The organism is Lysobacter korlensis (genome assembly GCF_042434515.1).
In genome coordinates, this window is sequence record NZ_JBHLTG010000008.1 from 17,277 (window position 1) to 41,101 (window position 23,825).

Consider the following 23,825-nt stretch of genomic DNA (forward strand, 5'->3'; position numbering starts at 1 on the left):
CGAACGCGGCCGATGAGACGACCCTGCTCCACAGCTTTGAATGCCGCCACCCCGAGCGCGAGGGCTCACCATACCGGTTGGACGAGCCGCGGAAAGAATGTCATGGACCGGAAGCGGCGCATCGTCATCGTCGGTGCGGCGATCGTCGGCACCGCGACGCTGGCCACATCGGCCGTGGTCGTCTCGAACCTGAACCGGCCGGACGACGACCGGCTTCACATCGTCGCCTCGTCGACCTCTGCCGGGGATGCCAACGCACTGCTCGTCCCGACCGAGGGGGAGGGCACCGTCTGGACCAGTGACGGCGAGACCAAGGGCGCCTGGCTCGACATGGTGTGGCCGGAGCCGACGACCGTCGACCGGGTGCACATCGAGGGCGCGGACGACCCTTCGCTGACGTTCGACACCGCCACGATGGCGTTCGGGGACGGAAGCTTCCTTCACCTCACGGCGGACGACCAGGGGGACATCGACCTGGAGTTCCCAGAGCGCACGATCAGCACGGCGAGACTGACCTTCGCCAAGGTTCCGTCAGAGTCCGACGCTGTCGGCCTGGCGTCCTGGACGTTCGACGACGGCGACGGCGACGGAGCGAGCGGCGCCTCGATCGGCGATGTGACAGTCGCCACCTCGTCGGACGCCGACGGGTCCGCAGGCGACGACCTCATCGATGGTGATGCCGCCTCAGGGGAGACCGGTGCGGAGTGGGCCGCGGATCCGTCAGAGGACGAATCCTGGGTCTCGCTCGACTGGGGCGCGCCACGGGAGGTCGCGAGTGCGCAGATCTTCGGTCCGAGCGGCACATGGACGGACCCGGGCTACACGGCGGCGGCACCCCTTCATGGCCGGCTCGTCTTCGGAGACGGCAGCGTGGTGGGCGTGAGCGGGATCGCGGGCGGAGGCGGTGAGCCGACGACGGTGAGCTTCATGCCGCGGATGGCCTCCTCGGTCCGGTTGGAGCTCGACAAGACCATCCCGGCCGCCGAGATCGGGCTTCGCGAAGTCGCGATCTACGAATCCGGGGTCACGCCACCGCGCTGGCCGGCCTCCTCCGATTCGACCTACGCCGTCGAGCCGCCACCCGCGGAGCAGTGCGAGCCGGACAGCGAACCATTCGGCGACATCGACTCCGACCGCATCGCGCTCGTCTGCCCGACTCCTGGGGCGACCGTCGGCGACGAGGCGGTCATCGTGGCCGCAGCTCCGGCCGGGACGTCGATCGTTGCGGAAGCGTTCGAGCCCGTCGGGGGGGAGGACGGCCAGGGCGCAATCGCACGCGTCGCCACCGCCACGGCCGACGACTCGGGGCGTGCGACACTGACCTTCGACACCGCATCACTCGCGCACGGGCCGCTGAACGTGAGGTTGTCCGCGACCACCGGCGACTTCTCGAACGGGCTCGGCGCTCCGCTCTACGTTCAGCTGTACAACGAGGGCGGGCAGTCGGTGAAACCGCCCGATTCTCCGTCCGAGGGCATGACGCTCCAATGGGAGGAGGAGTTCCGCGATCCCCTGTCGGTGTCGAAGCTCGGCCACGACGCGACCTACGCTGCGACAAAGCCGGAGTACTGGGGCCCGTCCGAGTTCGGTGCCGCCGTCTTCGCCGACCCCGCGCTGGGTGAGAAGGCGCTGGCCACGCTCGCCGAGGAGTACCTGCGCATCCGGGTGAGCCCCCTTGAGGGACGGGAGGACCCGAACGGCTTCGACCGCGAGCACGTCAGTGGCATCCTCTCGTCCATGGACGTCGGTGCATCGGGCTTCGGCGCTCAGTACGGATACTTCGAGGCACGCATGCTCGGTGCGCCCGGGCGCGGGACGTGGCCGGCGTTCTGGATGATGAACATGAACAGCGCAACCAAGGTGTCGGAGACCACCGCCGAGGTCGACGCGGTCGAGCTCTACGGTCATGACACCATGGGCAGCTGCCACGGGATCCACAACTGGGCCGGGGGAGAGGACCGGGGCGGCGAGATCCGATGCCTTCAGCCCAACGGCTTCGACGACTGGGGGATGGCCTGGCACACCTACGGAGTGCGCGTCCTTCCGGGCAAGGCGATCTTCTACATCGACGGCTCCGAGATCGGCACCTTCACCGATCTCTCGCACTCCTCCGAGCCGTTCTACTTCTTGGTCAATCTCGCGCTCGACGGCGGCTGGCCCGTGGATCTCTCGCCGAGCGGTGAGACCGTCGACCTCTACGTCGACTACGTCCGGGTGTACACCTGACCGCTGAGGATCACTCGACACCGCGTGCCTCCCGCGACCGATCCGGCCGCACCGTTAGCATTCGGGCTCAGGGGAGCGGATCCGCGGCGTGCCGACGGGCCCGTGTGGGGGGACGGACGTGCGATACAGGAGAGCGACGGCCGCCGCCGCGATGGTGGCGATCGGTGCGGGGTGCCTTGCACTCGCTCCCGTCGGGGGACTGAACCCGGAGCACCAATCCGGCAGCGCGGCCGCGTGGGGCGCGCCTGAGGCGGCCGCTTCGGTCTTCACGGACGCCCCGGAACCCGCACCGCCGTCGGCCGGCACCGTCGATGCCGACGCCGCCCCGCCGGCGTCCGGCACAGCCGACGACCCTGGCAGCACTGCCCCCGCCGGGGCGCCGCAGCCGGCCGAAGCGCCACCGGCGGCTCCGCCGTTGGATCTCCACTGGCCGGAACCCACCCTGGTCAATCACGTGAGCATCGTCGGTCCGGATGATCCCGCCGCCGTGATCACACGTGCCGCGCTGTCGTTCAGCGACGGAAGTTCGCTGCACCTTGTGCCCGATGCCGATGGCAGCATCGACGTCGATTTCCCGCAGCGCCTGGTCACGGCAGCGAGCCTGACGATCCTGGAGGCAGCCGCGAGCGAGTCCAGCGCGCCGTTGTCGCACTGGAGTGTCGACGACTCCGGCTCCCCGCTCGCGTCCGCCGCCGCGGTACCTCCGGTCGCACAGGCGTCGTCCAACGCCGGCGGTGAGGGTGCGCTGGCGTTCTCCGACGGCAACCCGGCAACCGGGTCCACGGGGAACGAGTGGGCCCCGAACCCGATGGACCGGCACCCCTCCGTCGCGCTGTCCTGGCCGTCCCCGCTGGAGATCGCCAGCGTTCAGGTGTTCGGCCCGAGCGAGACGTTCTTCGACCCGGCCTATTCCGCCGCCGCCGCGCTCCATGGCGAGCTCGTCTTCGACGACGGGAGCGTGGTCAAGGTGAGCGGCATCGCCGGAGGCGAGAGTCAGCCCACCACGATCGCCTTCATGCCGCGGATGACGACGTCGGTGGAGCTGCGGCTGCACCCCACCATCGGTGTCGCTCGCCCCGGCCTGCGAGAATTCACTGCGTACCCGGCAGGCACGACGCCTCCGCGCTGGAAGGCGCCGGCCGGACCCGGTTATGCGACCCAACCGCCTGCGGTGCAGCACTGCGGCCACACCGGGTCGGCATCCGGGACGACCACCGACAGTTCGCTCGCGCTGCTGTGCCCCACCCCTGGCGCGTCGGTGACGGGCACCGCAACGATCCTCGTGAAGGGGCACCCGGGCACCGTCGTGGATGCGACGGCGCGGCTGCCGCTCGCCGACGGCTCCGCGCGCATCGGGACCGTCGCGTCCTCGACGGCCGCCTCGAACGGGATCGCCACGCTCCTCGTGGACACCGCCCGCCTCGAACACGGCCCGACCGCGCTGAAGGTCGTCTATCGTGCACCCCCGAGTGCCGGCGCGGCGACTCCCCTCTACGTGCAGCTCTACAACCTCGGCGGCAGGACGCCGGCGCCGGTCGATCACTCCCCGCCCGGCATGACCCTGCAGTGGAGCGAGGAGTTCAGCTCACCGCTTTCGGCCACACACTGGGGAGACGGCGCAGTCTATGCCGCGACCAAACCGGCGTACTGGGGCAGCGCGACATTCGGTGAGGCGGTGCTCGTTGACCCGGCGGCGAACCCGGAGAGCATCTCGACCCTCGGCGGAGAATACCTGCGCATCCGCGCCGAGCCGTCGGACCCGGCAGCCGACCCGAACGGCTGGAACCGGCGTCACACGAGCGGCATTCTCTCGTCGCTCAGAGTCGGAGCGACCGGGTTCTCGGCTCAGTACGGCTACTTCGAAGCCAGAATGCTTGCGCCTGCCGGGAAGGGCACGTGGCCGGCGTTCTGGATGCTCAACTCCGAGAGCGCGACGAAGCGTGGCGCCGCCTCGGAGGCGGAGGTCGACGCGGTGGAACTCTACGGCCACGATTCCACGGCCAGCTGTCATGCGATGCACCACTGGACGGACGGTGAGGACGCCGGCGACATCCGCTGCCTCTGGCCCAACGGGCACGACGACTGGGCGCTCAGCTGGCACACCTACGGGGTCAGGATCAAGCCCGGCGCGGTGGAGTACTTCATCGACGGTGTGCGGGTCGCCCGGCTGACCGGCCTGGCGCACGAGGCGGAGCCGTTCTATTTCATGCTCAACCTGGCGCTCGGGGGCGGTTACCCGATCGCCCTGGAGGGGACGTCCGACGTGGTGGACCTCTACGTCGACTCCGTCCGTGTCTACACCTGAGCGCGCACCGCGGCCGGACGCCGCGAATCGGGCTGCCGCTAACATTGGGCGGGTGACCCGACCGCCAGATGGGGCTCCGACCTTCCGACGGACGATGATCCTGATGGTTGCGTCGAGCCTCCTCGTTCCGGCCGCGGGCATCCTGACCGCGCCCATTCTCGCGCAGGCCCTGGGCGCCGAGGGGCGAGGCGCGGTCGCCGCAGCCCTGGCGCCAGGCCTCCTCGCGGTCAGCATCGCCACACTCGGCCTTCCCGAGGCCCTCACCTTCTACCTGGCGAAGCATCCCCGGGTCACCCGCGTCGCGGTCGCCTGGAGCTCCGCCGTGGCAGCGGTGCTCGGCGCGGTGTGCCTGATCGCCGTGTTCCTTGCTCTGCCGTTCCTCTCCGTCGGCGACGCGGATCTCGCGGACCTCATCATGCTGGCGACCGCGCTGGTGATTCCTGCCCTCGTCGTCAACATGATGCGGGGCGCGGCGACCGGACGTCAGATGTGGACCGCGGTCGCGCTCGAGCGGGTGGCGAACGCGATCCTGCGCATCGCCGGGCTCGGAGTCCTCTTCATCCTCGGAGAACTGACCGTGCTGACCGCCGTGCTGGTCAGCAGCATCGCGCCGCTCGTCGCCGGGGTGGTCTACTGGAAGCTCTTCACCCGCCCGCCGCGCCACGAAGTCGACGAGCCCCTTGCAGGGCCGCTGGCGAAGCTCCTGCTGACCTTCGGCAGCCGGGTATGGATCGGCGCGGTCGCCAGCATGGTCTACGCCCGTCTCAGCCAGATCATCATGGCGCCGCTCTCCAACCTGACCGAGCTCGGTCTCTTCGTGGTCGCCATCACGATCGCCGATGTGCCACTCATCGTGGCCTTCACCATCCAGGGCACGCTGTTCGGTGTCAACAGCAAGACCACCAATGCAGCCCAGATCACGGCGACGAGCCGGATCAGCCTGCTGGTCGGAGCGGTCGGCTGCCTGGTGATCGGGGTGTCACTGCCCGCGTGGATCGGCCCGGTGTTCGGGGCGGAGTTCACGGACGCGACCGTGCCGACCTGGCTGCTGCTGCTCGCGGCGGTGATCTCGCTCCCCGGGCTCATGGCGGCGGCCGGCCTCGGCGCATGGGGCCGCCCGGGCCTCAGGAGCCTCGGGCTGATCGTCACGCTGCTGGTCAATGTCCCCCTGTTCGTGCTGCTCGTTCCGGCATGGGGAGCCGTCGGCGCCGGATGGGCGGGAATCGCCGGGAACGTGGCGATGACCCTGTTCAACGTGTTGGCGGCGTCCCGAGTCATGACGGTGCCGCCCAGCGCCTTCTTCGCGCTCAACTCCGGGGACATCCGTCAGGTGCGGCACGAAGTTCGGCGCCTCGTCCGCCGTGGGCGGAAGTAGCGAGCGCCGAACGGGGGACGACCCCCGCCGGGCAGCGCGGAGCCCTCCAGCGCACGTGTCAGCGCTGGGGGTGAGCGGTCAGGCCAGGCTGGGCTGCGTGCCGGGAGCCGCGATCGCGATCGCGTCCGGGCGAGTGCGGCCGACGCGACCGACCGCAATTCCGAACGCGATCATCCCACCGACGCCCACGACACCGGTCACGCCCCAGAGCGTGACGGCGGTGCCGAGCAGGTCATCCGTGGTCGCGGTGGCAGCAGCCTGAGAGTGGCTGACGCCCGCCGTCGAGGCGGCGGCCTCGGCGGCGTGGTCGATGGCGACGGCGGTCGCAGCGACGGGAAGCGCAAGCGTCGCCACCGGCAGAATGGCGAGCGCAATGAGGGTCTTTTTGAGCATGGAGAAGGCACACATCCTTCAGATGGAGCGAATCGGGTCTGCGGTCGCGCCCCCCGGGACCGCACTCATCACAGTAGTGGTCCCCGGTCCCCCAAAAGGGGGCCCGGATGTTTCCAGTTTGTAAACTCTCGGGGGACGAGCCGACTCGGACGACGACTACTGCGCGTCGGCGCCGGGCATGAGCACCGCCCGGGCAGTGCGGAACAGGATCAGGATGTCGCCGGTGATCGACCAGTTCTCCACGTAGTACAGGTCAAGGCGGATGGCATCCTCCCAGGAGAGGGATGACCGGCCGCTCACCTGCCACAGTCCGCTCACTCCCGGCTTCAGCAGCAGCCGACGCGTGGCAGCGCTCGTGTAGAGCGCGACCTCGCCGGCGATCTGCGGGCGGGGGCCGACGAGGCTCATGTCGCCCTTCAGCACATTGATCAACTGGGGGAGCTCATCGATGGAGTACTTGCGGAGCACCCGGCCCACCGGTGTGATGCGGGGGTCGTTCTGGACCTTGAAGAGCGGCGTCTCGCTGGTTCCCTGCGCCTGGAGGAGCGCCGCCAGCTCCTGATCGGCGTTCGGACGCATCGAGCGGAACTTGTACATCCGAAACGCCTCGCCGTTGAGCCCGATCCGCTCCTGACGATAGAACACGGGGCCCCTGCTCGACGCCTTGACCAGCGCGGCGACGACGAGGAACACCGGCAGGAGCAGCAACAGCAGGATGGCGGAGCCGACGAGATCGAACGCGCGCTTCGACCGGTGCTTCGCGCCTTCGTATCGGGGTGTCTCGACGTGGATCAGCGGGAGCCCCGCGACGGGGCGGGTGTGGATCCGCGGACCCGCGATATCGGTGAGGCTCGGCGCGACGATGAGGTGCTTCCGTCCCGGCTCGAGACTCCAGCTCAGTTCACGCACCCGGCTCGGCGACAGCTGGTCACTTCCGGTGATGGCCACCGTGTCGCCGCCCGACTCCTCCAGCTTGCCGACGAGGTCGTCGAGGCCGGTCCAGACCGGGACGTCGAACTCGAGCAGCGCCGGCGTGGGCTGCTCATCCGGTATGCACACGCCGACGACGTGATATCCGGCCTCGGGCCGGGAGAGCAGTTCGCGCGCCAGGTGGACGGTGCTCGACGCCGACCCGACGAGGAGCAGTCGGTAGGAGAACCGTCCGCTGCTGCGCTGGAGGCGGAGCCACTGGCGCCACATCCAGCGCGAGATCAGCAGTACAAGCACGCCGAGCGGCAAGGCCGTGAAGAAATACCCGCGGGCAAGATCCATCTTGAGCAGATACGCCGCGATCGCCAGCAGCGCGAACGTCCAGAGGCTCGCGACGACGACGAGCTTGTACTCGGTGAACTCCGTGCCGATCACCCGAGCATCCCGGCTGCCGAAGTACTGCAGCGCCAGCACCCAGCTCAGCACGATGAGCACCGAAACCGTCGTGTAGCTGAGGGCCAGGAAGCTGGCGGCCGCGCCGCCGTCAACCGCCCTCACGTCGAAACCGAACCAGATCAGCTGAGCACCGAGCACCGCCCAGGAGAGGGCGATCAGGTCGGTCACGATCAGGCGCCGGGCGTAGCCAGACCGCCAATCGTTGGTTTCCACTCGGGAACCGTGGGAAAGCGAGACCACGATGAGGCCTCCTTTGAGAACAATTCGGGTTTGTGAAGCTCCTGGGGATGATAGCCGCACTTTGTTACGGACACGAGAATCCCCGGCGCCCACCGTGTCGGACACCGACTCGGCCGGAAACCCGGCAAGCGGGCGCCCGGTACCATTGGTCCGGTGACTGAAACCACCGGAGCCTCGCCAGGGTTCCGGCGAACGGTACTCCTCATGACGGCGTCGAGCTTCCTGGTGCCGCTGACCGGTGTCCTGACCGCGCCCATCCTGGCCCAGGGCCTCGGCGTCGCCGGGCGCGGTGCGGCCGCGGCCGCGCTCGCGCCCAGTGCACTCGTTGTCGCCGTCGCGACGCTGGGGCTGCCGGAGGCGCTCACCTACTACCTCGCGAAGCACCCGCGCATCACTCGCCCCGCGGTCGGCTGGTCTGCTGTCATCGCATCGGTCCTCGGCGCCGCATGCTTCGTCCTCGTACTGGTCGCACTACCGTTCCTTTCGACCGGCGACCCGGAGCTCGGTGACCTGATCCTCCTGGCGACCGCGCTCGTCATCCCGGCCCTTGTCGTCGCCATCTTCCGGGGTGCGGCTTCGGGCCGCCAGATGTGGAACGCCGTCGCGACGGAGCGGGTCGTCAATGCCGCCCTGCGGATCGTCGTGCTGGGCGCCCTCTTCGTCCTCGACCAGCTGACGGTGTTCAATGCCGTCCTGGTGACCAGCCTCGCGCCGATCATCGCCGGCGTCGTCTACTGGAGGCTGTGGACGGTGCCGCCCGCGGGCGACGCCGACCAACCGTTCGCCGGCAACGTGGGGCGTGCCCTCATGTCGTTCGGGAGCCGGATGTGGATCGGCGCGGTCGCGAGCATGGTGCTCGCCCGCGTCGGGCAGATCATCATGGCCCCGCTGTCGAGTCTCGCCGAGCTCGGGCTGTACATCGTCGCGACGACGATCTCCGACGTTCCGCTGATCGTCGCCCTTGCCGTTCGCGACGCGCTCTACGGTGTCAACAGCAGAACCAACGACCCGCAACAGATCACCACCACGAGCAGGATCAGCGTGCTGATCGGAGGGGCGGGCTGCCTCGCGATCGGCGTGACGCTTCCCGCGTGGATGGGCCCGGTGTTCGGGGACGGCTTCGAGGCGGCGATCATCCCGACGTGGATGCTCATGGTCTCCGCACTCCTCTGCATCCCGGGCCTGATGGCCTCCGCCGGACTCGGGGCGTGGGGCCGTCCCGGACTGCGCAGCCTCGGGCTGACCCTCACCCTCGCCATCTACATCCCGGTCTTCATCCTGCTCGTACCCCTCGCAGGGGCAATCGGGGCGGCGTGGACCAGCATCGTCGCCAATGTGGTGCTCACGACCTTCAACGTCGTCGCCGCATCACGCGTGATGAAGGTGCCGGCACGGGATTTCCTGGTCCTCCGGCGGAGCGATTTCGTGCTCGCCTCGTCGGAACTGAGACGATTGACACGTCCCCGACGACGTTGATGATCCACGGACCTCCAATCGCCCGAGAGGACAGGGACATTGTCCATACACCAGCTGATCTCCGCGATCGACGACCCGGCACACCGGATCGTGTCGACGGACCTGTTCGACACGGTGCTCCTTCGCGACGCGTCAGTCCAGGATGGGCGACTGGCGGAGGCATGCCGTCGGGGTGCCGCCATCGTGGGCGTCGATCCTGCGGTCCTGACCCGTCTTCGCTGGAGCGTTCACAGCAGCGCCTACCGCGCGGTCGCGGTGGAGCGGCCGGAAGGAGACGCATCGCTTGCCGCGATCTGGGCGACCATCGCAACGTCGCTCGGGCTCGAGGACGCAGCCGTGCAGACGCTTCGTGACATCGAGGTCGACACGGACATCGACCATCTGACGGCGAACCGTCCGCTGCTGTCTGTGCTCGAACGCGCAGCGGCATCCGGCAAGCGCGTCGTCGCCGTCTCAGACACCTACTACAGTGCCGGGGATCTGCACCGCATCCTGGGCAAGGTCGTCGGCCGGAGCCCCCTTCATGCGGTCTACTCCAGCTCTGACCTCGGATCGACCAAACATGCCGGAGGGATGTTCGCGAGGGTCGCAGAGCTCGAGCAGACTCCGACCTCATCGATGCTGCATCTGGGCGACAGCTGGCACGCCGACGTCGCCATGGCACGTGCGGCGGGCTGCACCGCGGTGCACCTGCCCAGGGCAGGCTCCCGCCGGAGGATGCTCGGCAAAGCGGCGAACCGCGCGAGGCTCCTCCTCGCCACGGTGCGAAGCGGGCGAACGGGCACCGCATGAGCCGGTCGCCGCACTCCTTCGGGCACGACGTCCTGGGCCCCATCGTCGCTGAGTTCAGCTTGCGTCTCTGGTCGCTGGAGTCGCAATTGAGAGTCCCCAGCGACACGGCGATGCTGTTCTGCGCCCGCGGCGGGCTGCGGATGCAGCTGGCGTATGAGCGCTTCATCGCCGCGAGCGGGCTTCCCAACGAGGTGCACATCGCACCCTTGATGGTCTCGCGGGTCGTCGCCATCAAACCGACGCTGGTCCGGAGCCTCAGCACATCTGCAGAAGCGCTGAGCCCCGCCGCCGCCGACACCCTCCGCTACGAGTTCTCGGACATGTCCCTGGGGGAGGTGACGACGGCGCTCTCGAGGCTGGAGCCGCCAGGCGGCCGCTCCGGCATGTGGGATGAACCCTTCACCGTCGAGCGATTCGCAGCGCAGCTCCGCGGTCCGGACGCGCGCTCGGTCGTCGCGGCGATCGGCACTCAGGCACACCTTTTCGAGCAGCAGCTTCGTGACGCACTCGGCGGCCGAAGCCGAGCGATCCTGGTCGACACCGGTCTCTTCGGAACGACGGCGCAGCTGCTGATGGAGGGCTTCCCCGATATCCAGTTCAGCAGCGCGTTGATCGCGAGAGCGAACTATCGAAGAAGCGCGGCCCCGCACTACGCCCGCACCTTCGGGCTCTCGGTGGAGGCGGACCTGTACTCGCCGCTCGATCGCCGTACCGCGCTGCTCCGGTACTGGCACCTCGTCGAGTCCGTCTTCGAACCCCAGCTTCCGAGTGTGAAGGAGTTCGAGCTGGTGCGGGACCGGGTGCGATCGAACCTCGAACGCGAAGGCTGGGAGGAGCTCGTGGCGCCGGCAGCCGGCACCCTCTTCGCCGGCGTTCTCGACTACATCGATGCGCTCCCGGAGCGGCCTGCCGCGAGGGTGACCGGTGATGCCGAGCGAGCATGGTCCACGCTGCACCGTTCTTTGATCTGGCCGGATCAGGAAATCGGCGAGGTGCTGGACGTCGGGCGGCGATCGAACGATTTCGGCACCGACGACACATCCCTGGCTCGCGAGTGGAGGGGACCGATTGCGGCCCTCCGAGGGGGCAGCATCTGGCGAGAGGGCGAGATCGCCCGGGCGAGGACCCCGCTTCGCCTGCCGCTGCTTGCGCTGATCGAGACCGCCTACGGACTCCGCCGGGTCAAGCGGTTCATTTTCAGGGGCCCCTGAAAACCCCGGTTGCACCGTCCCGCCAGAGCGTACTGGCCGTCGCCGAGTCCCGCACGTGAATCCGGCGCAGGAAACGGCGCGTACCGGGCCTCGGGCGGCCCGCGCATTCCTAGGATGGTCGGGTGCCGCTCACGAGACAGCAGATCTACCACCGGCGGAGGATCGTCGTCTTCGGGAGTCTCGCGTTGCTGCTCGCTGTGCTCATCTATCTCCCGTTGACACTGCTTGCCCCGCTCGAGCGCGCTGCCGCCAAGCTGACGCCCTTCAGTGTGGCGCCCCCCGTGGCCGTCGAGCTCACCTGGCCGCGATCCGGGGGAGCCGCGATCGGGCTCTTGGGAGACGACGTCCTGCTCGCCCGGACCGGCAGCGAAGAGCCCCTGCCGATCGCATCCATCACGAAGATCGTGACCGCGCTGACCGTGCTCGACGCGCATCCGCTTGCGGAGGGCGAGCCGGGACCCGACATCACGTTCGACCAGGACGACATCGCCATCTACAACGAGTACGTCGCGCAGAACGGCAAGGTCGTCTGGGTCTCTTCGGGCACAACGTTCAGCCAGCTCGACACGCTGAAGATCGTGCTCATCGAATCGGCCAACAACTACGCGGAATCCCTGGTCACGTGGGCGTTCGGCTCAGAGGCAGAGTACCTGAAGGCGGCGCAGGCCTTCCTGACGGAGCACGGATTGAGCGGAACGACCATCGTCGACAGCACTGGAATGTCACCGCAGAACACATCCACCACGGCGGATCTGGTCGAGCTCGGTCGACTGGCGCTCCAGTCACCCGTGCTTGCGCAGCTGGTGAGCACCAGCGAAACCGATCTTCCGGGCCTCGGCACCATCGACAACACGAACATCCTGCTGGGCGTCGACGGCGTCGACGGCATCAAGACCGGCACCCTCGACGAGGCCGGAGCGTGCCTGCTGTTCTCCACCGACTTCACCATCGCCGACGAGACCGTCAGCCTCGTCGGCGTCTCGCTCGGCGCCCGCAACCACGATGAGCTCGCCGCGGATGTGCGAGGGCTGCTGGCGTCCGTCGAGGCGAACTTCGCCGATGTGCAGCTCGCGACCGCCGGCCAGGTGGTTGGGGAGCTCACGACCGAATGGGGCGAGACCGCACAGATCGTGGTCGCCGAGGACTACCGCGAGGTGATGTGGTCGGAAACGCCGGTCACCGCGCTCGTCACCACCCGGGACGTGACCACCGGCAGCGCCGGGGAAGAGGTCGGCGTGCTCAGTGTGACCGTGGGGAAGAAGACCGCGGAGGTGCCGTTGGAGCTCGCCACCAGCGTCGGGGATCCCGGTCCATGGTGGCGGTTGACGAACCCGGTGCCGCTGCTGTTCTGAGCTTCGCGGGCGCATCTGCCCGTCGGCTCACTCGCGAACCCGGCCCGCCAGAGGCCGCTTGGGCTCCACGTGATCGCCGGAGGACTGGTGGCGGATCCGGCGGATCACCCACGGAACCAGGTACTCGCGAGCCCAGCCGATGTCTTCGACGCGCGCCTGGCGCCACGAGATCGGATGCATCGGCTCGGGGGAGTACGGCTCGAGCTCGTTGGGCACATTCAGGGTCGCCAGCACCTCGCGTGCGATGGTGTGGTGGCCGAGCGCCGAGAAATGCAGGCGGTCCGGCGCCCACATCCGCGGATCCCTGAGCTGCCGCATCGCCCACAGGTCGACCACAACGGCGTCGTTCCGTGACGCCACCGCCCGGATGTTCTCGTTGTAGATCGCGACCTTCGACCGCACTCTGCTGAGCACCGGGGTCATCCCGACGTCGGGGCTCGCGAAGAGCACCAAGGTGGCACCGTAAGTGCGAAGCCGTGCGACGGCGCGCTCGAGCCGGTCCGCGACCTCGTCGGGGTCCGAGCCGGGGCGCAGGATGTCGTTGCCGCCGGCCGAGATGCTGATGAGGTCGGGACGCAGCTCCAGTGCGGGCTCCACCTGCTGGTCGACGATCTGCTGGAGCAGCCGACCACGCACCGCGAGATTGGCGTAGGCGAAGTCATTCGTCGCCTCCGCGAGCACCTCGGCCACCCGGTCCGCCCAGCCTCTGGAGCCTCCGGGACTGGATGGTTCCGGGTCACCGATACCCTCCGTGAATGAGTCCCCGATCGCGACATACCTCGACCACGGATGCGTAGCAGTCATCCCTCAAGATTGCCGCAAAGGCGACCGCACATCCACTTCGCCTGTAGCGCATCCGCGCGTCTGCTGAACGCTAGCCGTATGCCGCCTGGGAGTCGCCTAAACCGCGTGACACCGGAGTGGGCTGGGCGGTTGACTCCACATGGCGCATCGTGCGCCGTCATTACGTATAGGAGAACGAAATGAGCATCATCGCCTGGCTCGTTCTGGGACTCATCGCGGGGGCGATCGCCAAGCTGATCCTTCCCGGCCGTCAGGGCGGAGGCATCATCGTCACGCTCCTGCTGGGTGTCGTCGGAGCACTTCTCGGCGGCTGGCTCGGCAGCGTCCTGTTCAACGCCAACATCGAGGAGTTCTGGTCGATCTCGACGTGGCTTCTCGCGATCGGTGGCGCGCTCATCGTGCTGCTGATCTACGGTCTCCTGACCAACCGTCGCGGCAGCAGGGCCTGACACGACACCACGAGCGGCGGGCGGCCTTCGGTTGCCCGCCGCTTCGCCGTTCCTCGACCGCCTCTCGGCTGACGTCGAATCGGGAGCGCCCTAGACGGCGACTCGCGACGGAGTCCTGTCGCCTTCCGACTCCGTCGAGAAGCGGAACGAACGCTCCGCCTCCGCGCGTTGCTCCGAAACCAAGATGATCCGCCCGAGCAGCAATGCCAGCCCGAGCGAGGCGACAAGCCAGACAGCCAGCACAATCAATATTTCCCCCATGGGCCGAAGTATGCCGGTAGATCAGCCTCTTCGATAGACCCAGGGTGGGGGTGTCGCGCTCCGGAGCTCCGCTGTCTGCCGTTCCTGGAACAATCGGCGTATGAGCAAACAGGACGGGCGGGGACGCGCCGTCACGCTCGAGCCGGTCGATGACCCGGCCGCCCACATCCTGCACATGGACCTCGACGCGTTCTTCGCATCCGTCGAACTCCTGGACCATCCAGAGCTCCGCGATCAGCCTGTGGTCATCGGCTCCCGCAATCCCCGATCGGTGGTGTCCGCCGCCAACTACGTCGCCCGCCGCTACGGCGTGAACTCCGCGATGCCGATGGCCGTCGCGCTGCGGCGATGCCCGAAGGCGGTCGTGCTCGAGCCGCACTACGACCGCTACACCAAGTTCTCCCGACAGGTGATGGACATCTGCCGGAGCCTCACGCCCCTGGTCGAGCCGCTCAGCATCGATGAGGCGTTCCTCGACGTCGCGGGTGCCCGGCGGCTCCTCGGCACCCCATACGAGATTGCGAATGAGCTGCGTCGGCGCGTCTTCTCGGAGACCGGCCTGACCTGCTCGGTGGGTGTCGCCGCGACGAAGTTCGTGGCGAAGCTGGCATCTGGCCGGTCGAAACCGGACGGGATGCTCGTCGTGCCGCTCGCCGAGACGCAGTCGTTCCTGTTCCCGCTGCCGATCACCGCACTCTGGGGCGTGGGGGAGAAGTCTGCGGAGAAGCTTCGCCGGATGGGGCTGAACACCGTGGGCGACCTCGCGTCGACGCCACTGCCGACGCTGCAGGGCTGGATCGGCGACGCGAGCGGCGCAAAGCTGCACGAGCTGGCGTGGGGGCGGGACCCGCGCGTCGTGGTGACGGAACACCACGAGAAGAGCGTCGGTCACGAGCACACGTTCGGGGTGGACGTCACCGATCCCGAGGCGATCCGTCGCGAGCTGCTGCGGCTCTCCGGCCAGGTGGCGGTCCGGCTCCGCCACGCCGGACTCGCCGGCCGCACGGTGGCGCTGAAGCTCCGGTTCGGCGACTTCACCACCATCACGCGGTCGAAGACGATCGCGGAGCCGACGGCAACGGGTCGGCGAATCTACGAGGAGGTCCGCGAGCTGTACGACGCCGTCTCGCAGCCGGGCCAGCGAATCCGGCTCATCGGCGTCCGCGTTGAACAAGTTCGCGAGGGCGACGGTGGAGCGGCCGGCCTCTGGGACGATGACGAGGACTGGCGCGAGGCGGAGCAGACCCTGGACGCCCTCGAGGCGAGGTTCGGCCGGGGCACCGTGCGGCCGGCGGCGCTGTTGCGGTCTGACGTCGAGAAACGTCACGCAGACACCTGAATCCGCGCCCCAATCGCGGGGGCACACGGATGCCGCTGCTCCGAAGTGACGGAGGGCGCCGCTAGCTTTCAGGAACAAGAACTCGGGGGGGCTTTCTTGGGCGCTCCCGGGTGTGATCCCGAAGGAATCCAATGAAGATGCACCTCGGCCTCGCGGCCGTCCTCGGCGTCGGCCTCAGCGTCGCGCTCGCCACCCCCGCCACGGCCGCCGGCGCCACGATCAACGTGCCCGACGATTTCGTCACGGCGCTGTCCGACACCCGCGCCACCGGCCACTTCGAGGTCGTCGGAACCGGACTTCGCGTCTGGACAGAGAGCAACACCAGCACCGACAAGGTGGCGGAGTACGTCGCGACGGACACACCGCTTGCCGCGGCCGGCGAACCGGCGTTGCAGTACTCGGCGACGACGGGCGGCGCCCCCGGTTTCCAGTTGGTCGTCGACTTCGATGGCAACGGCACGGCCGATGGCATCCTGGTCGGCGAGCCCGGCGTGTACGGCAACGACTGGTGGCTCAACAACGCCGCACAGCAGTTCGTGAAGGTCGGCGCCCCCTCGCACACGGGCGGTTCCGGCAGCGCCAACCACGGCACGCTCGACGGGTGGCGCACCGCATTCCCCGACGCCCAGGTGGTCGCCTTCGGATTCTCGCTCGGCTCCGGAGTAAAGGGCGACGGTGTGCTGACCGCCATCGATTTTGCCGGCACGAGCTACACCTTCGCCCAGCACACCGTGCTGACCGGCAAAGACCAGTGCAAGAACGGCGGCTGGGCCACCAGCACGAAGCCGGTCTACAAGAATCAGGGCGACTGCGTCAGCGGCTTCGCGTCCGTCAAGTCGAGCGGGAAGCTGCTCGTCAAGTAACTCGACGACACGGAAGGGGCGTCGCGTGTGCGGCGCCCCTTTTTGCTTCCGGGAATTGCTGGACAGACTGCGCTTTCCGGAGGGCTGCGCACGGCACGACGGCCGGCCTCGGCATGTCGTTTCCCGCTGGCCGGTAGCATTCCATCAAGTGAGCAGTCCTCTCCCGATCCACCACTCTGGTGACTTCGCGGGCGACCGGCTCCCTCCCTCGTACCCGGATCGGGCCGCCCGCGGCACGGCGGGAAAGCTCCGCGCGTGGCAGGTCGAAGCCCTCGACGAGTACTTCCGCTTCGAACCCAAGGACTTCCTCGTCTCCGCGACCCCGGGCGCAGGAAAGACCACCTTCGCGCTTCGTCTTGCGAGCGAGCTGCTGCATCGGCACGTCATCGACCGGATCACCGTGGTGGCGCCCACCGAGCACCTGAAGACCCAGTGGGCGGATGCGGCGCACCGGGTCGGCATCCGCCTCGACCCCAAGTTCGAGAACCGCCACGGGCACCACGCCCGGCACTACCACGGGGTCGCCGTGACGTACGCGCAGGTCGCGGTGAAGGCGTCGGTGCACCGGAATCTGACACTGTCGGGGCGCTCGCTCGTGATCCTCGACGAGGTGCACCACGGCGGCGACGCCCTCAGCTGGGGTGATGCGATCCGCGAGGCATTCGAGCCGGCCAGCCGCCGCTTGTGTCTCACCGGAACACCGTTCCGCTCCGACACCGCGCCGATCCCGTTCGTCAGGTACGTGCAGAACGAGCACGGCATCCGCACCTCGCAGACGGATTACGGCTACGGCTACGGCCGCGCCCTCGAAGACGGCGTCGTCCGGCCGGTGCTCTTCCTGTCGTACGCGGGCCGGATGCGCTGGCGCACGAAGACCGGTGACGAGATGGAGGCGCGGCTCGGCGACCCCGACACCAAGGACGTCACCTCGCAGGCCTGGCGCACCGCGCTCGACCCGAACGGGGAGTGGATCCCCGCGGTGCTGCGGGCCGCGGACCGGCGGCTGACCGAGGTCCGTCACGCCGTGCCCGACGCGGGAGGTTTGGTGATCGCCACCGACCAGACCACAGCGCGGGCATACGCGGCGATCCTCGAGGAGATCACCGGACAGATGCCCACCGTGGTGCTCTCCGACGAGAAGGCGGCGAGTGACCGGATCGAGAAGTTCGCGAACAACACCGATCGGTGGATGGTCGCGGTGCGGATGGTGTCCGAGGGCGTCGACGTGCCGCGCCTCTGCGTCGGCGTCTACGCCACGTCCTCGGCGACGCCGCTGTTCTTCGCCCAGGCCATCGGGCGCTTCGTGCGCGCGCGGCGCCGGGGCGAGACTGCGTCGGTCTTCGTGCCGAGCGTGCCGATCCTCCTCGGCCTCGCGGCAGCCCTCGAGAAGGAGCGTGATCACGCCCTCGACCGCGACAGCGGCAAGGACGACCTGCTCGACGAGTCGCTGATCGAGAGCGCGAACCGGGAGGAGAAGGCGTCCTCGGAGCTTCAGGAGGAGTTCGAGTGGACCGCCTTGGAGTCCGAGGCGGAGTTCGAGAAGGTGCTCTACGGCCGCGACGAGTTCGGCCAGCTGGTGCAGCCGGACACCGACGAGGAGTGGGACTTCATCGGCCTCCCGGGCCTGCTCGACCCGGAGCAGGTGGGGGAGCTGCTGAAGTCGCGGCAGCAGCGGCAGTCGCGGCGGATGGCGGACCGCAGAAAGCACGAGCCGCCGAAGGAAGCCGAGCCCCCACCGCTCTACCGCACGCTCAAGGAGCAGCGCACCCTGCTCAACAGCCTGGTCGGCATCTGGGCGCGCTCCACCAATCAGTCGCACGGCATCGTCCACGCAGAGGTGCGGCGGATCTGCGGCGGCCCTGAAGTCGCGAAGGCGAGCGTCACCCAACTGCAGGCCCGTATCGACCTGCTGCGCCGCCGCATCGGCAGCTGAGGGTTATTCGCCCGTGGCGAGGAAGCAGGCGTGTCACCACGGTGAACCGGCGATCGCGGTTCCTTGCACACATGGATACCGGAGGCTCCTTCGGCGAGGTCTTGAACGAAACGATCAGCGAGTTGGGCGACCCGGGGCGCGGAAGCCACGAGCGAACGCCCGGAGCGCAAGTCTTTGTCGCCCGTCTCCCTCGGCTTTCCGCATCGGTCGCCTGCTCGCGATCGATACGCACATAGCTCTCATCCATCGAACAATCGTTTGAGCTGAGCTGACACGCCCTTGCCAACTTGAGCGAGCCATCGCTTCGAGCCGTCTTTAGCGACGGACCACACGCTCTGCTTGAGCTGGTTCTGCTGCATCCCGTGCACCGCATGTCCTAACGCCTGAACCGCCATCTCGAACGGTGACACCGTGAGCAGGGCGATCGTGGGGTCGTCACCATCGAAGGCTTCACGCTGGATCGAGCGCCACCCGGGCAGGACGCCAGGTCCTACCGCGTCCGGATCAACCGGTCCTAAAAGCGGGAGCACGTCATCGGTCAGGTACCGACGTCCGAGGGGAATGCTCCCGCGGTCGAGAATCGAGCCGTCCGTGCCGACGACCACGAAGACGTCCGGTTCCAGATCATCGGCAGTGCCGACAATGATCCGCTCCGGCGGCGACAGCGGCGACGCACGAAGCGTGGGCAGCGCAACCCGGAACACCTCGTGCTCGGCGGGGGGATCGTCATAACCGTGGAACCAGGAACTTGGCAGGAGCAGTCGCAAAACGCCGTCCTCGTCGGCCTGACTCTGCCCGAGCAGGACGAGCAGGTCATGCGCACGCTCGCGGTACGCTGCGTCGGACCTCAAGCGCTCCAGGGCCCCGACGACGTCACCGATGAAGTCGAGGCCTCCTGGCGCGTCCAGCAGCTCGTCGACCGGGCGAGGGGCGTTATCGAGCAGCGAACGCAAGGCGCGTTCAGCCTCTTCATGGTCTCCGCTCCGCGCAGCGGTGACAGCGGTCCTGGCAAGAGCGACCGTTCTGCTGGAACGGTCGAGAGCCTGAACGTGAGCGCGAATCGACGACGTCTCCGTTTCGAGTTCAGCCCATTTGCCCGGCCGCTTCAGTAGGCGATCGAACTCTTCCTCACCGGAACCGATTGTGAGCAACGCGGCACAGAGATCAGCGGCTAACTCGGCGTCCGCTCGCTGGGACTGACGCAGTCGCTCCAACTCGGTATGTTCGTCCACGCCTCGGAACTCGACCAAGCGGTTTCGCACGACGGCATCCACCCCGCTGAAGTCGGGCGGCCTTGTTCCCGTCAACATCACGAACATGGGGCGCACTACGGTAGACCAAGCGATCAAGTCGACGATTTCCGGGGACCGACTCATCATTCCAGACCACACCGCGAGTGCATCCCCCGCCTGACCGGCGATGAGCAGACCGAGTGCCACGGCGGCCTGACCTTCGCCGTAGTCGTTTCCCTCGATTTCCCGGAGGCGCTCGCCCAGCCGCAGGAGCTCCACTGATTTACCGTCCACGAACGCCGCATCACACCGAGCCTCGAGTCCAACCATCTCGTCCCAACGGTCGGTGAGTTCGACAAGCCGGCGGTTGGCGATGGCAGCCGCGTCTTCACGGCGGCCGAGCAGCATGAGTGCAGCCGTGTAGGAGGTCCATGCCCAGCCCCAAGTCGGGTCTATGGGCAGAGACTCAAAAGCTGTTGCCGCGCCGCGCGCATCGCCAGTCCGCAGAAGGGCATATCCTCGCGCGCAGGACTCCCAGAGCCCTTGCGACCCCTCGAGCGCCTTGATCGCTTCATCCAGTCGACCCATGTTGACCAAGACTTGGATGATCTCGCTGGAAGGCGACGACTCGGTGGCCCACGCTTCCCCTTGGCTCCGTTTGAAGAAGGCGAACGCCACACGGTGCAGATTCAGATTCTCGGCGGCACTCCCGAGCCACTCCCAGCGGCCGGGATTCGGTTGAAAAGCGACAGCGCGCGCTGTTGCCAGTAATGCCTCCTCCTTGAGCGCCGACCTCCCGGGGTCGTCTCCCCGCGCAAGGATCTCGTCGAGCCTCGCAACGACGAAGAACGACCACGAGTCCTCACCCGCGTAGTCAAGGTGAATCACCGCCTTCCGGACACGTTGCATCGCCTCCTGGAGTTGAACGGCGACTTCCTTGGAGGGCAATTCCCACGCGAGAATTGCGACCTCGTCCGCCCAGCGCACTGTCGCCAGGGCTGTGGCGCGATCGGAAGCCCCACGCACCCCCATGGCCTGATGGAACAGTGCTGCGGCCTGGCGAGATTGTTTCGCCGACGAACGCTCGTCACCGGCGCTGATGAGTGCAGCACAACGCCGTTCCGGATCTTCCTCCACCGCGGCGAGCGCTTCGTAGCCGGCGGCACGCAATGGTCCGTCGTGAATGCCTGTCGCGGCATCAACCAACTGTTGCAGGGCGTGTCGACAGGTCGGCGTATCGCCCTCCGCCGCGGCTCGCTCGACAACGGCAAGCCACAACTCCGGGGGCGTGTCCAAGAGCACGCGAAGGTCAGCATCAACATCCGCGAGAGATTCGAGTGCACCCACTGCTTCGCGCGCCGCCGCAAGCGCGCCATCAGCATCGCGTCGCCCTTGAGCTATGGGTTCGTCTTCTGCGGCCCGCGCTCGCCGCCGCAGTTGGATCACCGCCGCAGCGGCATCGAGATTGACGCTGTCGAGGCTGCGCGCATCCGCCAAGAGACGTTCGGCCCGACGACCGTCTCCGTTGGCCGCGGCCACCAACCCATTCAAAGCCAGGCGCCGAGCATCCCCGGAGTCCTCGTCTGCGTCCACCGAACTGTCGAGTAGACGTGCCGCATCCTCTACCCTGCCGGCGTTCAAGGCGAGCCGAACAAGAAGCGCCTGGAGGTCTCGTCGCACGTGCGCCTCGGGGACCGCAACTCCTCCCAGGACGAGCCCGGCCATCGCCGGTTCAAGCAGGGCCTGCGCAGTGTAGAAGCTTCTCGCCTCCTGACCAACGACCTGGGCATCTTCAAGAGCATCCGCCATCGCCGAAACACGCAGGGAAAGGGGGGTTCCCATACGCAGCGGCACCTCTGTGAGTAGTCGCTTCACCGCGGACGTCCGCATCCTGCTCGCGGCGTCCAGCGCATATCGCGCCCACTCCGCCACACCGACCGACGGATCATCGTCCAAGCGAACGCGCAAGGACGCACGCACTGTCGGCCATCCCTCTTCCGTGAATGGGAGCACATGCGCAAGGTGATCGAGACGAATCACGACACGATTCAGGGTTGCCAACCCGGATTCCACACTCCTGATTCGGTCTCGCAGGGTCGACCCCACGATCTCCACCGTTTCGGCGTTGACGACAGAACCGCCACCCAGCGCTTCTTGCGCGTCACGAATCGCGGTACGCAGGTCGAACGCGAGCTCCGCCTCGCGGAGCGCTCGCGAAACGAACTCATCTCGAGTAGCCATCGGCCGCGCCTCCATCGCTGCGCTGGACGCTCTCACTCCCGGACCCATGAAGGCGATACCCCGCGTTTTCCTCGTCGATCCGCCCGTGCAGTGCCGCGGTAGGACTGCCTTCGGTCATCGGGCGTCCCTGCTCCCCGTGGGGCACCCTCAGGAGATGAAGTTCGTCGGCGCCGCGTGTCAGCAGACTGAACCAGCCGAATCCGGCGCTGTCTTCGATTGGCTTGTTCGACGCCAATGCGGCGCGGCCAAGCTGCACAGCGGTCTCCACCGACTTCCGGCGACGCAACTGGTCGTAGAACGTCTCGTTGAACTCCCGAGCTTGCCGGGGATGAATGGGGAAGCGAGTGACGACCACAGCCATCAGCTGCTTCGGAATCGTCGGTGCCAGCGTCTGCACGGTGATCGACTGATCTTGAGAGCTGACTGGTGGAACCATCAGCTCGAGGACAACGACCTTCGCCCCAGCGGCGACCGCGGTCGACAGCACGTTCTCGAGGGGCTCCCACTTCGGCCCGACTTTCTGCGAGGCCCCCGTCGCTTTTTCGCTCACCAGAGCGACCTGCACTGAGTCCTTCTCCGCCCGGACGGTACGTCCCACCGCAATCAGGTGAAAGATCTCGAACCGCTCGGGGACATCGACGAATCGCTCTTGAATGTCTGCCGGGCGGGGATTTACGAGGACATCGGGTCGAACTGGCCCTCCTCGTTCTCCCTCGATGGCAGCTGTCAAATGGTTCGCGATTTCAGCGGCCGGAGGGTAGCGGTACGTGTCGTCTCCGTAGACGACGGGATACGTCCACCTGCTCGGGAGCGCGACCACCCCGGCTACGCGAAGAAAATCGGTGGTGGGGGCAGGGGGGATCATCCGGTCGTCGAGCATGCGTACGAAGCGGTACCGTTTGTCGGCCGCTAAGAATCTGTCGTGAGTCCCCGGCACGGCACAGAGTTCCCAGGGGATGTCGGCCAGACGGCTCCGAGAAGGAACGGTCAGTCGGATCATCACCTTATCCGCGGCCTGCAGACGTCGGAGTTCTGAGGCGAACGCGGCTGGGAACAGCGCACCGGCCAAGAGACGGCCGAGCACCAGCACCTCCTCCTCCTCGCGCATACGTTGACGTTGCGCCCACCGGAAGAGTGCATCGTTGATGTCGCCTCCGAGATCGGGCAGTTGTTGCTGGACCAAGCCGATGATCGGCGGCGGATCGACGCCGATCTTCCATCCCGACTCGTCTTCGACCACCAGGACTTCGATCTGGTCCCTGAGGTCCCAGGGGAGACCGAGATCCGCCCACCCTTCCCGGCCGAGCACATTACGCCAGCGATGGACGGCCGCTGGCGGCCTCTCGAGGATTCGCTGAATGTCGTCAAGCAGTTCCGAGGCGCGCGCGATGGGGATTGCGCTGCCGCCCAAAGCGTCCACCGGGTGCCTCGAGGATTGCGCCAAGGCGACGACAGCACCGGTTTCGTGGCTCAGCACCGGGCCACCGCTCATGCCGAAGGTGATGATTACGCCGGCTTCCAGCTGCAGCAGCTGATACGTGGTAGGCCCTGTCGCGCGCGTCGTGCCTTTCGTCTCACGTACCTCGATGCCTGGCGGATGGCCGTCTTCACGTGGGAAACCGACAACCGACACCCGGCCATCTCGGAGCTTTGAACTGATTGCTGCACATGGCTGCTCTGCATCTACGTTGGCGTCTGGAACGCGCAACAGCGCGACATCGCCTTCCCTGAACACCTCTGCAACGGTCACTTCTCTGACTTCCGGGCGCCCGAACGGTTGCAAACGCAAGGCTTGCCCGCCACGGATCACGTGCTCGCAGGTGAGCACCAGTTCAGGGCTGACGAAGACGGCCGACCCCCTCGGCTTCCCGTCGACGATGACGAGCGCGGTGCATTCCTTGAGAAGTGCCTTCAGCTTCTCGAGGGTTTCGTCAGGTAGCTCCACGG

General features: G+C 67.6%; 16 protein-coding genes. 11 read left to right on the top strand and 5 right to left on the bottom strand.

Features of this window, described 5'->3' with window-relative positions:
- Positions 1 to 102: 102 nt before the first annotated feature.
- The 3 genes from ACFFGH_RS26555 (at position 103) to ACFFGH_RS26565 (ending at position 5,906) form a co-directional block, all read left to right on the top strand.
- A complete protein-coding gene (locus tag ACFFGH_RS26555) occupies positions 103 to 2,226 on the top strand; it encodes a glycoside hydrolase family 16 protein (RefSeq protein ID WP_386674010.1) in 2,124 nt (707 codons plus the stop codon).
- 118 nt (positions 2,227 to 2,344) lie between these two features.
- Positions 2,345 to 4,531: a glycoside hydrolase family 16 protein gene (locus ACFFGH_RS26560; RefSeq protein WP_386674012.1), complete on the top strand. Its 2,187-nt coding sequence runs from the start codon at positions 2,345 to 2,347 to the stop codon at positions 4,529 to 4,531.
- Between the two features lie 94 nt (positions 4,532 to 4,625).
- Positions 4,626 to 5,906, top strand: coding sequence for an oligosaccharide flippase family protein (locus ACFFGH_RS26565; protein WP_386674013.1), 1,281 nt, complete (start codon positions 4,626 to 4,628; stop codon positions 5,904 to 5,906).
- Between the two features lie 78 nt (positions 5,907 to 5,984).
- On the opposite strand, the gene ACFFGH_RS26570 is transcribed toward ACFFGH_RS26565, so the two are convergent.
- Together ACFFGH_RS26570 and ACFFGH_RS26575 are read right to left on the bottom strand one after the other, a co-directional pair.
- Complete coding sequence (locus tag ACFFGH_RS26570; RefSeq protein WP_386674015.1) at positions 5,985 to 6,299, bottom strand: hypothetical protein; 315 nt, start codon at positions 6,297 to 6,299, stop codon at positions 5,985 to 5,987.
- Positions 6,300 to 6,455: 156 nt separating this feature from the next.
- A complete protein-coding gene (locus ACFFGH_RS26575) occupies positions 6,456 to 7,898 on the bottom strand; it encodes a sugar transferase (RefSeq protein WP_386674017.1) in 1,443 nt (480 codons plus the stop codon).
- A gap of 180 nt (positions 7,899 to 8,078) precedes the next feature.
- On the opposite strand from ACFFGH_RS26575, the gene ACFFGH_RS26580 reads away from it, so the two are divergent.
- The 4 genes from ACFFGH_RS26580 (at position 8,079) to ACFFGH_RS26595 (ending at position 12,756) form a co-directional block, all read left to right on the top strand.
- Entirely contained in the window at positions 8,079 to 9,401 is a 1,323-nt protein-coding gene (locus tag ACFFGH_RS26580) for an oligosaccharide flippase family protein (RefSeq protein ID WP_386674019.1), read from the top strand.
- Between the two features lie 39 nt (positions 9,402 to 9,440).
- The gene (locus ACFFGH_RS26585; protein ID WP_386674021.1) at positions 9,441 to 10,193 is read left to right on the top strand and encodes an HAD family hydrolase; all 753 of its coding nucleotides are present in this window, start codon (positions 9,441 to 9,443) and stop codon (positions 10,191 to 10,193) included.
- An 86-nt stretch (positions 10,194 to 10,279) separates the two neighbouring features.
- Complete coding sequence (locus ACFFGH_RS26590) at positions 10,280 to 11,404, top strand: hypothetical protein (protein ID WP_386674022.1); 1,125 nt, start codon at positions 10,280 to 10,282, stop codon at positions 11,402 to 11,404.
- 122 nt (positions 11,405 to 11,526) lie between these two features.
- The gene (locus tag ACFFGH_RS26595; protein ID WP_386674024.1) at positions 11,527 to 12,756 is read left to right on the top strand and encodes a D-alanyl-D-alanine carboxypeptidase family protein; all 1,230 of its coding nucleotides are present in this window, start codon (positions 11,527 to 11,529) and stop codon (positions 12,754 to 12,756) included.
- 27 nt (positions 12,757 to 12,783) lie between these two features.
- Here ACFFGH_RS26595 and ACFFGH_RS26600 read toward each other — a convergent pair whose 3' ends face one another.
- Complete coding sequence (locus tag ACFFGH_RS26600) at positions 12,784 to 13,560, bottom strand: SGNH/GDSL hydrolase family protein (protein WP_386674026.1); 777 nt, start codon at positions 13,558 to 13,560, stop codon at positions 12,784 to 12,786.
- Positions 13,561 to 13,739: 179 nt separating this feature from the next.
- Between ACFFGH_RS26600 and ACFFGH_RS26605 the strand changes: the two genes are divergently transcribed.
- The 4 genes from ACFFGH_RS26605 (at position 13,740) to ACFFGH_RS26620 (ending at position 18,405) form a co-directional block, all read left to right on the top strand.
- On the top strand, positions 13,740 to 14,009 hold the full coding sequence (locus ACFFGH_RS26605) for a GlsB/YeaQ/YmgE family stress response membrane protein (RefSeq protein WP_386674028.1): 270 nt from the start codon (positions 13,740 to 13,742) through the stop codon (positions 14,007 to 14,009).
- 361 nt (positions 14,010 to 14,370) lie between these two features.
- Positions 14,371 to 15,609 carry a DNA polymerase IV gene (locus ACFFGH_RS26610; protein WP_386674030.1) on the top strand — a complete coding sequence of 413 codons (1,239 nt, stop codon included), beginning with the start codon at positions 14,371 to 14,373 and terminating at the stop codon, positions 15,607 to 15,609.
- A gap of 131 nt (positions 15,610 to 15,740) precedes the next feature.
- The gene (locus ACFFGH_RS26615; protein WP_386674032.1) at positions 15,741 to 16,472 is read left to right on the top strand and encodes a hypothetical protein; all 732 of its coding nucleotides are present in this window, start codon (positions 15,741 to 15,743) and stop codon (positions 16,470 to 16,472) included.
- A 148-nt stretch (positions 16,473 to 16,620) separates the two neighbouring features.
- The gene (locus ACFFGH_RS26620; RefSeq protein WP_386674034.1) at positions 16,621 to 18,405 is read left to right on the top strand and encodes a DEAD/DEAH box helicase; all 1,785 of its coding nucleotides are present in this window, start codon (positions 16,621 to 16,623) and stop codon (positions 18,403 to 18,405) included.
- A 239-nt stretch (positions 18,406 to 18,644) separates the two neighbouring features.
- Here the strand turns inward: ACFFGH_RS26620 and ACFFGH_RS26625 are convergent, their stop codons facing one another.
- Positions 18,645 to 21,878, bottom strand: coding sequence for a hypothetical protein (locus tag ACFFGH_RS26625; protein ID WP_386674035.1), 3,234 nt, complete (start codon positions 21,876 to 21,878; stop codon positions 18,645 to 18,647).
- The gene (locus tag ACFFGH_RS26630; RefSeq protein ID WP_386674037.1) at positions 21,862 to 23,823 is read right to left on the bottom strand and encodes a trypsin-like serine peptidase; all 1,962 of its coding nucleotides are present in this window, start codon (positions 23,821 to 23,823) and stop codon (positions 21,862 to 21,864) included. The genes ACFFGH_RS26625 and ACFFGH_RS26630 overlap by 17 nt, the downstream gene beginning before the upstream one ends.
- Positions 23,824 to 23,825 lie beyond the last annotated feature (2 nt).

Coding starts and splice junctions, on each gene's coding strand:
- ACFFGH_RS26555 (WP_386674010.1), top strand. CDS start 103: ATGGACCGGAAGCGGCGCATCGTCATCGTCGGTGCGGCGATCGTCGGC.
- ACFFGH_RS26565 (WP_386674013.1), top strand. CDS start 4,626: ATGATCCTGATGGTTGCGTCGAGCCTCCTCGTTCCGGCCGCGGGCATC.
- ACFFGH_RS26570 (WP_386674015.1), bottom strand. CDS start 6,299: ATGCTCAAAAAGACCCTCATTGCGCTCGCCATTCTGCCGGTGGCGACG.
- ACFFGH_RS26600 (WP_386674026.1), bottom strand. CDS start 13,560: ATGACTGCTACGCATCCGTGGTCGAGGTATGTCGCGATCGGGGACTCA.
- ACFFGH_RS26605 (WP_386674028.1), top strand. CDS start 13,740: ATGAGCATCATCGCCTGGCTCGTTCTGGGACTCATCGCGGGGGCGATC.
- ACFFGH_RS26610 (WP_386674030.1), top strand. CDS start 14,371: ATGAGCAAACAGGACGGGCGGGGACGCGCCGTCACGCTCGAGCCGGTC.
- ACFFGH_RS26615 (WP_386674032.1), top strand. CDS start 15,741: ATGAAGATGCACCTCGGCCTCGCGGCCGTCCTCGGCGTCGGCCTCAGC.
- ACFFGH_RS26625 (WP_386674035.1), bottom strand. CDS start 21,878: ATGGCTACTCGAGATGAGTTCGTTTCGCGAGCGCTCCGCGAGGCGGAG.